10 protein-coding genes are annotated in these 13,549 nt (G+C 70.9%); 5 read left to right on the top strand and 5 right to left on the bottom strand.

Annotated elements, in window-relative coordinates; all coding sequences use genetic code 11:
• Positions 1-95: 95 nt before the first annotated feature.
• Positions 96-1,880, bottom strand: coding sequence for a glyoxylate carboligase (gene gcl / locus JHN63_RS28295; RefSeq protein WP_200685842.1), 1,785 nt, complete (start codon positions 1,878-1,880; stop codon positions 96-98).
• Between the two features lie 179 nt (positions 1,881-2,059).
• On the opposite strand from gcl, the gene JHN63_RS28290 reads away from it, so the two are divergent.
• Complete coding sequence (locus JHN63_RS28290; RefSeq protein ID WP_200685840.1) at positions 2,060-2,767, top strand: hypothetical protein; 708 nt, start codon at positions 2,060-2,062, stop codon at positions 2,765-2,767.
• Between the two features lie 67 nt (positions 2,768-2,834).
• Here JHN63_RS28290 and JHN63_RS28285 read toward each other — a convergent pair whose 3' ends face one another.
• The 3 genes from JHN63_RS28285 to JHN63_RS28275 form a co-directional block, all read right to left on the bottom strand.
• Positions 2,835-3,599, bottom strand: a complete 765-nt coding sequence (locus JHN63_RS28285; protein ID WP_200685838.1) for a class I SAM-dependent methyltransferase — start codon at positions 3,597-3,599, stop codon at positions 2,835-2,837.
• A gap of 285 nt (positions 3,600-3,884) precedes the next feature.
• Positions 3,885-5,492, bottom strand: a complete 1,608-nt coding sequence (locus tag JHN63_RS28280; protein WP_307782005.1) for an AMP-binding protein — start codon at positions 5,490-5,492, stop codon at positions 3,885-3,887.
• Positions 5,493-5,512: 20 nt separating this feature from the next.
• Positions 5,513-7,183, bottom strand: a complete 1,671-nt coding sequence (locus tag JHN63_RS28275) for an AMP-binding protein (RefSeq protein ID WP_200685834.1) — start codon at positions 7,181-7,183, stop codon at positions 5,513-5,515.
• Between the two features lie 124 nt (positions 7,184-7,307).
• Between JHN63_RS28275 and JHN63_RS28270 the strand changes: the two genes are divergently transcribed.
• From JHN63_RS28270 to JHN63_RS28255, 4 genes are all read left to right on the top strand, one after another.
• Complete coding sequence (locus tag JHN63_RS28270) at positions 7,308-8,141, top strand: LuxR C-terminal-related transcriptional regulator (protein ID WP_200685832.1); 834 nt, start codon at positions 7,308-7,310, stop codon at positions 8,139-8,141.
• A gap of 286 nt (positions 8,142-8,427) precedes the next feature.
• Positions 8,428-11,244, top strand: coding sequence for an AAA family ATPase (locus JHN63_RS28265; protein ID WP_200685823.1), 2,817 nt, complete (start codon positions 8,428-8,430; stop codon positions 11,242-11,244).
• Positions 11,245-11,510: 266 nt separating this feature from the next.
• Positions 11,511-12,302 (top strand): trypsin-like serine protease, encoded by a 792-nt coding sequence (locus JHN63_RS28260; protein WP_200685821.1) that lies wholly within the window; start codon positions 11,511-11,513, stop codon positions 12,300-12,302.
• A 160-nt stretch (positions 12,303-12,462) separates the two neighbouring features.
• Positions 12,463-13,110: a LysE family translocator gene (locus JHN63_RS28255; protein WP_200685891.1), complete on the top strand. Its 648-nt coding sequence runs from the start codon at positions 12,463-12,465 to the stop codon at positions 13,108-13,110.
• 37 nt (positions 13,111-13,147) lie between these two features.
• Here JHN63_RS28255 and JHN63_RS28250 read toward each other — a convergent pair.
• Positions 13,148-13,549, bottom strand: a 402-nt coding sequence (locus JHN63_RS28250; protein WP_200685820.1) for a DNA glycosylase AlkZ-like family protein, incomplete at its 5' end; no start/stop codon positions are given.

Raw genomic sequence — 13,549 nt, 5'->3', positions numbered from 1 at the left:
CGCTCCTTCGGCCGGCTATTCGCGCCGCACGAACAAGGCGGCGGCCCATCCTCCCCGGATGGACCGCCGCCTCTGTGCCTCTGTGCCTTCGCGTCTCAGACCTTCAGGGCTCTGATCGACGTCGGTGCGTGGCCGGGCTCCGTCGCCAGTTCCTCGAACTCGACCACCGTGCTGATGTCGTTCGTCCTGCTCATCGCGATGTTGGTGACGCGTTCGAGGATCGCTTCGACGACGACCGGGACGCGGAACTCCGCGGCGAGTTTCTTGGCCTGGTCGAAGGCGGCGCCGAGTTCGGCGGGGTCGGTGACGCGGATGGCCTTGCAGCCGAGGCCCTCGACGACCTTGACGTGGTCGACGCCGTAGACGCCCAGTTCCGGGGAGTTGACGTTCTCAAATTCCAGGTTGACCTGGAAGTTGATGTCGAGGCCGAGCTGGGCCTGGCGGATGAGGCCCAAGTAGGCGTTGTTCACCAGGACATGGACGTACGGGATCCGGTGCTGTGCCCCGACGGCCAGTTCCTCGATCATGAACTGGAAGTCGTAGTCGCCGGAGAGGGCGACGACCGACGCCTCGGGGTCGGCCTTGGCGACGCCCAGCGCGGCCGGGATCGTCCAGCCGAGGGGGCCCGCCTGACCGCAGTTGATCCAGTGGCGCGGCCGGTAGACGTGCAGCATCTGCGCGCCGGCGATCTGCGAGAGGCCGATGGTGGAGACGTACCGGGTCTCCGGGCCGAAGGCCTTGTTCATCTCCTCGTAGACGCGCTGCGGTTTGATCGGGATGTCGTCGAAGTGCGTACGGCGCTGGAGAGTTGACCTCTTCTCCTGTGCCGAGGTCGCCCAGGCGGAGCGGTCGGGGAGAGCGCCCGCCGCCTTCAACTCCCTTGCCACCACGACGAACAGCTCCAGCGCCGCCTTCGCGTCGGACGCGATGCCGTAGTCGGGGGCGAAGATCCTGCCGATCTGGGTGGGCTCGATGTCGACGTGGACGAACTTCCGTCCGGCGGTGTAGACGTCCAGCTTGCCGGTGTGGCGGTTGGCCCAGCGGTTGCCGATACCGAGGACGAAGTCGGACTCCAGGAAGGTCGCGTTGCCGTAGCGGTGCGAGGTCTGGAGGCCGACCATGCCGGCGTTCAGTTCGTGGTCGTCGGGGAGGACACCCCAGCCCATCAGGGTCGGGACCACCGGGGTGCCGGTCAACTCGGCGAACTCGACGAGGAGTTCGGCCGCGTCGGCGTTGATGACACCGCCGCCCGCGACGATCAGCGGGCGCTCGGAGGCGTTGAGGAGTCCGATCGCCTTCTCGATCTGGGCGCGGGTCGCGGTCGGCTTGTAGACCGACAGCGGTTCGTACGTCTCCGGGTCGAACTCGATCTCGGTGAGCTGCACGTCGATCGGCAGGTCGATGAGGACCGGACCGGGGCGCCCCGAGCGCATCAGGTGGAAGGCCTGCTGGAAGACGCCGGGGACCTGGGCCGCCTCCAGGACGGTGACCGCCATCTTCGTCACCGGGCCCGCGATCGAGGCGATGTCGACGGCCTGGAAGTCCTCCTTGTGGATCACGGCGGTCGGGGCCTGGCCCGTGATGCAGAGGATCGGGATCGAGTCGCCGGTCGCCGAGTACAGCCCGGTGATCATGTCGGTGCCGGCCGGGCCCGAGGTGCCGATACAGACACCGATGTTGCCCGGGCGGGTACGGGTGTAGCCCTCGGCCATGTGCGAGGCACCCTCGACATGGCGGGCGAGGGTGTGGTGGATACCGCCGGACGCCTTGAGCGCGGCGTAGAAGGGGTTGATCGCCGCACCCGGGACGCCGAACGCGTCGCTGACGCCCTCGCGCTTGAGGATCTCGACTGCCGCGCGGGCAGCGGTCATACGAGCCATGGAGTACTCCTGCTTCGGCTGTCGGATTCGCATCACCGTCGCGCCCCGCGGTGAAGACTCCCCGATGGATTTCGACTACTTCCGTATTGTGGAATCCAACTTCTACTATCTGGAATTCAATGTAGGTGGGGTGACCAAGGCCGTCAAGAGACGGACAAGCAGGGGTTTTCAGGAGGACTATGGGGCTCATGTCCGAGAGCGTGTCGGTGCGCTGTCCCACCTGCCGACGTGAGCACGTCTACGCGGCGCCGTCGTATCCCTGTGTGTGCGGGGCCCCTGTCGCCCCGCCGCTGGACCAGCGCGGCGTGGTGACGGTCGTGACTCACCGGGTGTGGGACGAGGACTGGATCGCCGTGCGCTGCGCGGCCTGCGGACGGCTGGACGAGTGGCCGTACCCGGAGCTGGGCTGCCCGTGCGGGACGCTGCTGCGGATTCCGGTCGCGGGGGCGGAGCCGACGGCGGAACCGGTCGTGCGGCCTCCCAAGGTCGGCGCCGACGTCGAGGGCCGGCCCGCGTTCCAGCCCGTCACGATCCGTACCGCGCGGGACGCGGTCACCGCCGCCGCGCTGTATCTGCGCTGGCTCGGCTACCGGGACATCCGCCGCGCCGACCAGCGGCCCCCGTCCGGCATCGGCCTCGCCGCCCGCGGCATCCTGGCGCAGGTGGACCCGACGGTCCGGCCGGCCTCACTGCGCGACGTCGAGTGCCTGTGGCTGACGGCGATGACGGAGACCACCGAGTGCGTCTACTTCTCCCTCGCCGGATACGCCGACGACGCCCGCGCCCGCGCGGACGCGCTCGGCGTCCCGCTGTTCGTCCTGGACCTCACGGGCACACCCCAGCCGGTGAACGACCTGGCGGACCAGCTCGACGCGGCGGGGAGTTAGCACTCCGGCCGGAGACCGTGATGTCCGTGCACGAAGCCGGCATCGAGGCCGATGACTTCGCCTTCGGTCAGCCGGCCAGGCGGGCCTTCCAGATTTCCTCGCTGGGCCACCGGTGTGCCCAGTCGGCGGAGACCTCGGGGTAGTCCCGGGGCGCGGGCTCGGGCGCCTGGACTTCGATCAGGTCCTCGATGACGAAGCCGTGGGATCGCAGCAGGCGGATCATGTCGCCGTGCGGGAGGGTGAACTCCACCGCCCCGCCCCCGTCCAGCCGGCGCAGGCCGAACTGTGGGCGGAGCAGCGTGGTGGCGGCGGTTCCGTCCGGCGGCGTGCAGAGCGCGAAGAGGGGCGACCGGCGGGTGAACGCCAGTCGACCGCCGGGAGCGAGCAGGCGCGCGGCCTCGGGGATCCACCGGTAGGGGTCGCACCACAGCGAGGCGCCGTAGTCGCTGACCGCGAAGTCGAACGTGTCGTCGCCGTAGGGGACTTGCTCGGCGTCGCCCAGTACGAGGGGGAAGTCGAGGCCGAACTCCGTCTGCATCTCCCGTGCGGTGGCGAGCTGTTGGCGCGACAGATCGATCCCGACCGGATGGGCGCCCGCTCGCGCGAGCCAGGCCGAGACGTACGCGGTGCCGCAACCCAGCTCGATCGCGCGCGACCCGGCGATGTCCTCGGGAAACACCGAGGCCTGCGACTCCGGCGTCCCCCACAGTCCCCAACGCGGCTGCGTCACCGCCCAATGGCCCCGCGCGAGCGGACCGTGCCAGGCGGCCGCGTGGTCGTCCCAGTAGCGCCGGTTCAGCTCGACATGGTCGGCAGGCCCGTGAACGGTCATGGAGCCATTCGAGCGGGGGCCCGTGTGTGGCGGCAACCGAATGTGAAGGCGCCCCTGTCTTCGAGGCGACTCCGAGCCGGCAACGGCATGCGGCACCCGCCCAGCCGGGCCAAGAAGGCCCCGCCGCGCAGGCCGGCCGTTTCGTGAGACGCGCCGCAGACCGTCGAGGCATCGCGGCGAGGGGCGGGCCCAACTCGGGCCGTTCCGACGGCTCTTGACCTGCCGCCCGGCAGCCGTACCGCGAGCGGGCGACCCGCAGCCGAACACCCCGTGGACTCCGCGACCTCACCTCACCACTCTGCCCTCACCATCCCCAACAGCCCGCTCCCGCAGCTCGACCTTCCGTACCTTCCCCGACACCGTCATGGGAAAGGCGTCCATGATCCGGAGCAGGCTCGGGATCTTGTAGTGCGCCAACCTGCCCTCGCAGAAGCCGCGCAGCTCCTCCAGCGTCAGTGGGTCCGCCGGATCGCGGGGGATGACGCAGGCGAGGACCTCCTCGCCGTAGCGCTCGTTCGGAACGCCGACGACCTGGACGTCCGCGATCTTCGGGTGGGCGTAGAGGAACTCCTCGATCTCGCGCGGGTAGATGTTCTCTCCGCCCCGGATGATCATGTCCTTGATGCGGCCGACGATCTCGACGTAGCCGTCCTCGCGCATCATCGCGAGGTCACCCGTGTGCATCCAGCGGCCCGCGTCGATCGCCTCGGCGGTCTTGCCGGGCTCGTTCCAGTAGCCGAGCATCACGCTGTAGCCGCGGGTGCACAACTCCCCTGCCGTGCCCCGGGGTTGGGTGACGCCGGTCGCCGGGTCGACGACCTTGACCTCCAGGTGCGGGAGGACCCGGCCGACCGTGCCGGTGCGGTGTTCCAGGTCGTCGTCCCTCCGCGTCTGGAGCGAGACCGGGGACGTCTCCGTCATGCCGTAGCAGATGGAGACCTCCGCCATGTGCATCTCGGCGACCACCCGTTTCATCACCTCGACCGGGCAGGGCGAGCCCGCCATGATGCCGGTGCGGAGAGAGGAGAGGTCGTAGGTCGCGAAGTCGGGGAGGTTCAACTCCGCGATGAACATGGTGGGGACGCCGTAGAGGGACGTACAGCGCTCCTGCTCCACGGCCTTCAGGGTCGCCGCCGGGTCGAAGGACGCGGCGGGGATGACGATGCACGCGCCGTGCGAGGTGGCCGCCAGGTTGCCCATCACCATGCCGAAGCAGTGGTAGAAGGGCACCGGGATACAGACCCGGTCCTGCTCGGTGTAGGCGATCAACTCGCCCACGAAATAACCGTTGTTGAGGATGTTGTGGTGGGAGAGCGTGGCGCCCTTGGGGAAGCCCGTCGTGCCCGAGGTGTACTGGATGTTGATGGGGTCGTCGCAGGACAGTTCCGGGTACGGCTCACCACCGGTGCTCCGGCTCAGCAGCGCGTCCCAGCTCGGATCCCCGATGTACACGACCTCGCGCAACTCCGGGCATTTCGGCCGTACTTGGTCGACCATCGCCCGGTAGTCACTGCTCTTGTGGCCCACCGAGGCGAACAGGACCGAGATCCCCGCCTGGTTGAGGACGAACTCCACCTCGTGGGTGCGGTACGCCGGGTTGATGTTCACCATGACCGCACCGATGCGGGCGGTGGCGTACTGAACCAGCACCCACTCCGGGCAGTTGATCGCCCAGATGCCGACCCGGTCGCCCTTGGCCACGCCGCTCGCCAGCAGCGCGTACGCCAACTGGTCGACGTCCGTGGCGAATTGACCGTACGTCCAGCGCCGCCCCGACGGCACGTCGACCAGCGCCTCGCGGTCGGGCCACGCGGCCACCGCCCGGTCGAGGTTGTCGCCGATGGTGTCGCCGAGGAGTGAAGTCCCGCCGGTCCCATGGCTGTACGAGTTCATCGGCGCTTCCGTCGGCGCGTTCATCGGAAGTCCTCCTCGCGGTACTCGGCGTCCGACCCCGCGGCCGTCGCCTCCCGCAGTGCGATCCGGCGGATCTTGCCGGAGACGGTCTTGGGCAGGTCCGCGAACTCCAGGCGGCGGACGCGCTTGTAGGGGGCGAGGACGTCGCGCGAGTGCTCGAACAGCACCTTCGCGGTGTCGGGTCCCGGCTCCCAGCCCGCCGCGAGCACGATGTACGCCTTCGGTACGGCGAGCCGCAGCTCGTCCGGCGCGGGCACCACGGCGGCCTCGGCCACCGCCTCGTGCTCCAGCAGCGCGCTCTCCAGCTCGAACGGGGAGATCTTGTAGTCGGAGGCCTTGAAGACGTCGTCGGAGCGGCCGACGTAGGTGATGTAGCCGTCCGCGTCCCGGGCGCCGATGTCGCCGGTGCGGTAGTAGCCGCCGGCCATCGCCTCCGCCGTACGGTCCGGGTCTCCGTGGTAGCCGGTCATCAGACCGACCGGCGGCTCGGACAGGTCGAGCGCGATCTCGCCCTCGTCGACGCCGGGCGCACCCGACACCGGATCGAGCAACTCCACCCGGTAACCCGGACTCGGCCGCCCCATCGAACCCGTCTTCAACGGCTGGCCGGGACTGTTCGACACCTGCACGGCGGTCTCCGTCTGCCCGAAGCCGTCCCGGACGGTGACGCCCCAGGCCCGCCTGACCTGTTCGATGACCTCGGGGTTCAGGGGCTCCCCCGCGGCCAGGGCCTCGCGGGGCGGGGTACGGAGCTGGGTCAGGTCGGCCTGGATGAGCATGCGCCACACGGTCGGCGGGGCGCAGAAGGTGGTGACGCCCGCCCGGTCCATCTCGGCCATCAGCCGGGTCGCGTCGAAGCGGGTGTAGTTGTGGATGAAGACGGTCGCCTCGGCGTTCCAGGGGGCGAAGAGGTTGGACCAGGCGTGCTTGGCCCAGCCTGGCGAGGAGATGTTGAGGTGCACGTCACCGGGCTGGAGGCCGATCCAGTACATGGTGGCCAGATGCCCGATCGGGTACGAGGTGTGGGTGTGCTCGACCAGCTTGGGGTGGGCGGTGGTGCCCGAGGTGAAGTAGAGCATCAGCGGGTCGTCGGCCAGGGTCGGTTCCTCCGGCGTGAACCCGGCGGGGGCCGCGTACGCGTCCTCGTACGTCCGCCAGCCCTCGACCGCGCCGCCGACCGTGATCCGGGTGTAGGTCCCGGGCACCTCGTCGAACTTGGCGGTGTCCGCGGAGCGCACGATCACCTGTCGGACCCGGCCGCGTTCGACGCGGTCGCGCAGGTCGGCGGGGCCGAGCAGCGGGGTGGCGGGGATGACGACGGCGCGCAGTTTCATCGCGGCCAGGGCCGTCTCCCACAGCTCGGTCTGGTTGCCGAGCATGACGAGGATCCGGTCCTCGGCGCGGACGCCCTGCGCGCGCAGCCAGTTGGCGACGCGGTCGGAGCGTTCGGACAGCTCGGCGAAGGAGAAGGCGGCCTCGGAGCCGTCCTCCTCCACGATGCGCAGCGCCGTGCGGTCGTTGCCGGCCGCGATGACGTCGAACCAGTCGAGCGCCCAGTTGAAGTGCTCGGGCCGGGGCCAGGAGAAACCCTCGTAGGCCGTGGCATAGTCCGTACGGTGCGCCAGCAGAAAGTCCCGCGCACCGCGGAACGACTCACTCGCCGTCGTCATCTGTCCTCCTCAGTACCGGACCATTCCGGGCGGCTCTCTGACATCGTGTAATCCGTGATGTGGGTCTCACTACCCCCGTACGGGGGTGTGTGCAGCACGACGGCCGCAACGAAGGGGCACGAGGGTGACGACGGACGCGGCGGGGACGGTGGAGATTCAGGCGGCGCTGGTCCGGCTCCGGCGCGGGACGGGGCTGCCCGTCGCCTTCGGCGGCCTGGTGGAGAGCGGCCGGCAGCAGATGCGGATCAGTGAGCTCAGCGGCACGTTGACCCCGTCCCTGCGCGCCCTCGCGGTGACCTCGGGCAACGGTCTCGGCGGCAGGGCGGTCGCCCTCGCCCGCCCGTGCGCCGTGGCGGACTACTACTCGTCCCACCAGATCAGCCACGAGTACGACAGCGCGGTCGCCACCGAGGGCCTGCACGCGATACTCGCGGTCCCGGTCGTCGTACGCCGCCGGGTACGCGGTGTCCTCTACGGCGCGCTGCGCACCGCCCAGCCCCTGGGCGACCGGATGCTGAGCGCGGCGATGGCGGCCGCGCGGGACGTGGAACAGGCGCTGGTGGTCCGGGACGAGGTGCGGGAGCTGCTGAGCGCGGCGCGCCCCGCGCCGGTCCCCGACTCGGCGGCGAGCGCGGTGTGGGAGCAGGTACGGGAGGCACACGCGGCGCTGCGGGCGCTGGCCCCGCGAATCCCGGACCCGGCGCTGCGAGCCGAACTCCTGGACGCCTGCGGCCTGTTGACGGCGGAGGCGGCCGCCGGGGAGGTGGAGCTGGCGCCCCGGGAGCTGGACGTACTGGCGTGTGTGGCGGCGGGGGCGACGAACGCGGTGGCGGCACAGCGGCTCGGGCTGCGGCCGGAGACGGTGAAGGGGTATCTGCGCTCGGCGATGCGGAAGCTCGGCGCGCACACCCGCGGGGAGGCCGTGGTGGCGGCACGGCGGGCGAGGGTGCTGCCGTGAGGCCCCGCGCTGCCGGAGCGGCCCGGGCGCTGCCCACCGGTACCGGGCGGACCCCGGTGCCGCCCGCTCGTATCGGACACGGACAGACTCCGACACGGCCCTCTGGCACCGGACGGGCCCGGGTGGGATCCTCTGGGACCGGCCTCCGCGACGACCTTCTATTCATTCATCGGAGCTTTGAATTTCCTGATGCCGACCCGTTGTTATTTCCCTCACGACCCCGTCCATCCGAATTTCAAGGACTGATTGCCTAATATTGGCCCGGACACGACACACGAGGGGAGCGGTGACCGTGCGACGGGACTTCAAGGAGCCTGCCAGAACGCGCCCCGACCTGGTCATCGGCCGGGAGGACATGTTCAACGCCGCCCGCGACCAGCTCGCCGAGGGCGGCAGTGTGCTGCTCCACGGCCCCGCCGGAATAGGAAAGTCGACCGTCCTGCGGGCCTTGGCCGCGGAATACGGCGAGACGGCACGGACCGTGTTGCGCTGCTCGGCCACGGAGTCCGAATCCCATCTCCCCTTCCTCGCCCTCGCCGACCTCCTTGGTCTGGTCCTGGACGAGGTGTCCGAGCGCCTGCCCGTCGCCCAGCGCACGGCACTGGAATCCGCCCTCACCGGACGCGGCGAGTCCTCCCTCCAGCGCGACGGACTCGCCCTGCGCCTCGCCGTCCTGTCCGCGCTGCGCGCCCTCGCCGCCGACGGCCCCGTGCTCGTCGTAGCGGACGACCTGCAGTGGCTGGACCCGGCCAGCGCGGAACTCCTCGGCTTCGCAGCCCGCCGCCTGGGCGACACCCAGGTGCAGATGGTCTTCGCGGTGCGCACCGAGGGCCAGGAGTACGACCGCTATCTGAGCGCCTCGCCGCCGGACACCCTCGCGTTCCGGCTCAGCCCGCTCTCCCGGGCCCAGATCTCGGCGCTGCTCGACCACCGCGGCTACACCGGTCTGCCCCGCTCCACGGTCCGCGAGATCCACCGCACCAGCGGCGGAAACCCGCTGTTCGCACTGGAGTTGGGCCGCGCCCTCGCCGAGAACCCCACCCCGCCGAGACCCGGCGAGCCGCTCCCCGTGCCCACGTCACTACGCGCGTTGGTGCTGAGCCGGCTCGACATGCTGCCCGCCGAGGCCCGCCGCACCCTGCTCGTCGCGAGCGCCGGCGCCCGCCCGACCGTGGCCCTGCTCCAGACGGCCGGCCGGGAGAACGCCGAGGCCGAGACCGCCCAGGCGGCCGAACTCGGCCTGCTGGCAACGGAACCCGAGGGTCCCGCCGTACGGTTCGCGCATCCGCTGATCTCCGCCGCCCTGTACGCGGAGGCTCCCGCGCAGGAGCGGCGGGCCGCGCACGCGGCGCTGTCGACGGCGGCCTCCGACCCCATCGAGCGCGCCCGGCACCTGGCCCTGGCGACCACCGGCACCGACCCGGAGGTCGCCCACCGGCTCGCCGAGGCCGCCACCCTGGCCCGCGACCGCGGGGCGCCCTCGGTCGCCGCCTCGCTCGGACTGCTCGCCGCCCGGCACACCCCCGGCGACAGCGTGCCGGGCCCGGACGAGCGGCGCTTGCAGGCCTCCGAGGACGCGATCACCGCGGGCGAGCTGGACCTCGCCCGGGACATCGCGCGCGAGGTGCTGACCCGTACCTCGGTGCCCGCCGAGCGGGTGCGGGCCTGGATCATCGTGATCGACACGGCGGGCCACTCGATGGCGGACGTCGACGCCGTCTTCCCGCAGGCCCTCGCCGACGCGGGCGACGACCCCCGGCTGCTGGCCCTGGTCCGCTATCAACTGGCCTGGCGCGCCCTGCTGGTGGAGGGCGACTTCGCCGAGGCCCGGGCGGAGACCGCGCGTTCGGCCGAGCTGGCGGCGCGCGCCGGTGACCGGCGCACCGAACTCCTCGCGCTCTCCTTCCAGGCGCAGACCGAGACCCTGATGGGTCATCCGGACGCCCCGTACACCATCAAGCGCGCGCTGAAGGAGCCCCAGGACCCGAGAGTCGCGTGCCATCACAACGGCGCGGGCTCGGCCCGGTTCCGCTGGCTGGTGATGAGCGATCAGCTGCCGGAGGCCCGCGCGACCATCACCGCGCTGCTGCGCGAGGTGCGGCGGCGCGGGTCGGTGGAGAGCGAGGTGCACTTCCTGCGCGGCTTCGCCGAGACCGAACTGCGCTCCGGGCACTGCGGCCGCGCCCTCGACCTCGCCCGCGAGGGCCTCAGGCTGGCCCGCGACTCCGGCATCGGCCAGACCGCGTCCGCGATGCTCACCGCGCTCGCCGAGGCCTCCGGCGGTGATGTCGAGGAGGCCCTCGCGCTGGCCCGCGAGGCGGTCGAGCACGCCGAGGAGGACGGCGACCAGATGTACCTGTCCCGTGCTCTCGGGGCCCTGGGATACGCCCAGTTGGTCGCCGGGGACGCGCACGGGACCGTCCGCTCGCTGCGCCGCGTGCGCGAACTGGAGCAGGCCCTCAAGGTGACCGACCCGGCGCGCGGCCGCTGGCACGGCGACCTCGCCGAGGCCCTCGTCCGCATCGGCGAGATCGCCGAGGCCCAGGACGTCATCGACGTGACCCGCGAACGCGCGCTGCGCCTGGGCCGCGAGAGCGTCCTCGCCGTACTCGACCGCGCCGAGGCCCTGGTGCGCGCCGCACGCGGCGAACACGACGCGGCCGTAGCACAGCTGACATCCGTTCAGGACCGGCTCGCCAAGCTCGGGTACGGCCTGGAGGAGGCGCGCGCGGCCTTCGCGCTGGCGTCGCTGCGCACCGGACAGCCCGGACCGACCTCCTACGACGAGGCGACCCGGCTGTTCCGGCGCTGCCGGGCGCTGCCCTGGCTGCGGCAGGTCGACGAGGCGGCCGTCACCAGAGCGCCGGAGCCGACGCCCCTGCCCGCACCCGCGCCCGCCCTGGAGGGGCTCGACGGACTGGCCTCGATGGAGCGTCAGGTCGCCGCGCTCGTCATGGAGGGCGCCACCAACCGGGAGATCGCCGCCCGGCTGTTCATCAGCGTCAAGACGGTCGAGGCGACCCTGACCCGGGTCTACCGCAAGCTGGGGATCCGCTCGCGGGTGGATATCGTCCGACTGGCGGCGGGGCGCCGCCCGAACTGAGGACCCTACGGGTTAACTGTGCGGCGACCGAGGGTTTTCCCTGCCCAACTCCCCTAGGGGGTTCCCTCATTGGGAGCAGGGTGTGCCGGGTTCTAGCTTATGGGTGTGCCGCTCGCCCGGGCATACGGGGGTCGCGGGACCGGTGTGCCGGGTTCTAGCTTATGGGTGTGCCGCTCGCCCGGGCATACGGGGGTCGGTCCCGCGACCCCCGTTGCACACCCCCACACCCGCGCGACCCCCCACCGGCAACCCTAATGAGGAGACTCATGTTCGGGCTCAACCGCGCCAGGAGAACCACCGCAGTCGTCGCAGCCGCAGCCGCTGCCGCGGCGACCGCACTGCTCAGCGCCCCCACCGCTGTGGCAGCCCCCCAGCCCATCGTCGGCGGTACCACGACCACGGCGACCGCGTACCCGTTCGTCATGCAGATCACGGATGCCTCGCAGAACCAGTTCTGCGGCGGCACGCTCGTCTCCGCGACCAAGGTGGTCACCGCCGCCCACTGTATGGTCGGCGAGACCACCAGCAGCGTCCGCGTGGTCGGCGGCCGTACGTACCTCAACGGTACGAACGGCACCGTCAGCAAGGTCAGCAAGATCTGGATCAACCCCAGCTACACGGACGCCACCAACGGTGACGACGTGGCCGTGCTGACCCTGTCGACCTCGATGCCGTACACCACGGCGTCGTACGTCTCCTCCTCCCAGACCAGCGTGTACGCGGCCGGCACCACCGCCCGCATCCTCGGCTGGGGCACCACCTCGGAGAACGGCAGCTCCTCCAACCAGCTGCGGACCGCGACCGTCCCGATCGTGTCCGACTCCAGCTGCAAGAGCTCCTACGGTTCGGACTTCATCGCGTCCGACATGGTTTGCGCCGGATACACATCCGGCGGCGTAGACACCTGCCAGGGCGACAGCGGCGGTCCCCTGCTCATCGGGGGCGTCCTGGCAGGGATCACTTCTTGGGGCGAGGGCTGTGCCGAGGCGGGTTACCCGGGTGTGTACTCCCGGCTGACCACGTTCTCCAGCCTGGTGACCACACAGGTCAACTCGTAACCCGGAAGATCTCCTGAGCACTCCTCAGGGAAGAACCAGGGTGCGTTGCGGGCTTCCACGAGCAGCCCGCAACGCACCCTATCCATGTGCCCGGGGCCCCGGCCCTGGAGCGGACTCCCCGACGCCTGTTTCAATGAGCGCCGGATGGGAGTTGATGACCATGCTGTCCACGGACCGCTTTCTCGCCTTCGCCGCGATGTCGTTGCTGGTGATCGTGATCCCGGGACCCAGCGTCCTGTTCGTCATCGGCCGCGCGCTCGCCCACGGCCGCCGTACGGCGGTGGCGACGGCGATCGGCAACGTCTTCGGCTCGTACCTCCTCGTGACGGCGGTGGCGTTCGGCATCGGCTCGCTGGTCGAACGCTCGGTCACGATCTACCTGACGGTGAAACTGGCGGGCGCGGCCTACTTGATCTACCTGGGAGTCCAGGCGTTCCGCCACCGCAAGGACCTGAAGGCGTCCGCGATGCTGACGGCCCCCGCGACGGAACCCCGCGGCGACCTCCGCACGATCCTGGACGGCGCCCTCGTCGGGGTCACCAACCCCAAGGGCGTGGTGTTCTTCGCCGCCGTGCTCCCCCAGTTCGTCGACCACTCGGCGGGCCGCGTCCCACTCCAGATGCTCCTGCTCGGCCTGATCCCCATCTCCATCGGCCTGGTCACGGACACCCTGTGGGGCCTGACCGCCTCGGCGGCCCGCACCTGGTTCGCCCGCTCCGACCGCCGTCTGTCCCTGATCGGGGGCGCGGGCGGCTGCACGATGATCGGCCTGGGCGTGACGGTCGCGGTGACGGGCCGCGCGGACTGACGGCTTTGCGGCTCTACGGCTGTACAGTTCCGCGGTTCTACGGCTTCACGACCGTCCCGAACCGGATGTCGTACGACGTCCCCGTGTGCAGGGTGTCGAGCATCCGCGCGCCCTCGGCGCTCACCTCGTCCCGCTGGGCCTTGGTCAGTCTGCCGAAGGGCTCGATGACGAGGTGGCCGTCGCCATCGCCATCGCCGTCGTCGAGTTTCCAGATGCCGGCGAGGAACCCGTCGACGAGGAACGTGCGGTGGGCGACGTTGCCCTGCCAGGCGCGGCCCCAGTACTCGGGCGGTACGGCCCGGGTGCGGTCGGCGTGGGAGAGGAGCAGATTGTCGAACTCGGGGAGGAAGCGCGGCGGGGCCGGGGTGTCGGCGGCGGGGCGGGGAGCGTCCGGGAGGTCGAAGAGCTCGACGCCGTTCGGGTCGTGGAAGGTGACGAG

Origin of the sequence: Streptomyces sp. MBT65 (assembly GCF_016612545.1) — a bacterium.
GTDB lineage: Bacteria > Actinomycetota > Actinomycetes > Streptomycetales > Streptomycetaceae > Streptomyces.
Note: the sequence above shows the minus strand (reverse complement) of the source record. Positions and strands in the feature narration are given on the sequence as shown.

Coding starts and splice junctions, on each gene's coding strand:
- gcl (WP_200685842.1), bottom strand. CDS start 1,880: ATGGCTCGTATGACCGCTGCCCGCGCGGCAGTCGAGATCCTCAAGCGC.
- JHN63_RS28285 (WP_200685838.1), bottom strand. CDS start 3,599: ATGACCGTTCACGGGCCTGCCGACCATGTCGAGCTGAACCGGCGCTAC.
- JHN63_RS28255 (WP_200685891.1), top strand. CDS start 12,463: ATGCTGTCCACGGACCGCTTTCTCGCCTTCGCCGCGATGTCGTTGCTG.
- JHN63_RS28280 (WP_307782005.1), bottom strand. CDS start 5,492: ATGAACTCGTACAGCCATGGGACCGGCGGGACTTCACTCCTCGGCGAC.
- JHN63_RS28290 (WP_200685840.1), top strand. CDS start 2,060: ATGGGGCTCATGTCCGAGAGCGTGTCGGTGCGCTGTCCCACCTGCCGA.
- JHN63_RS28275 (WP_200685834.1), bottom strand. CDS start 7,183: ATGACGACGGCGAGTGAGTCGTTCCGCGGTGCGCGGGACTTTCTGCTG.
- JHN63_RS28260 (WP_200685821.1), top strand. CDS start 11,511: ATGTTCGGGCTCAACCGCGCCAGGAGAACCACCGCAGTCGTCGCAGCC.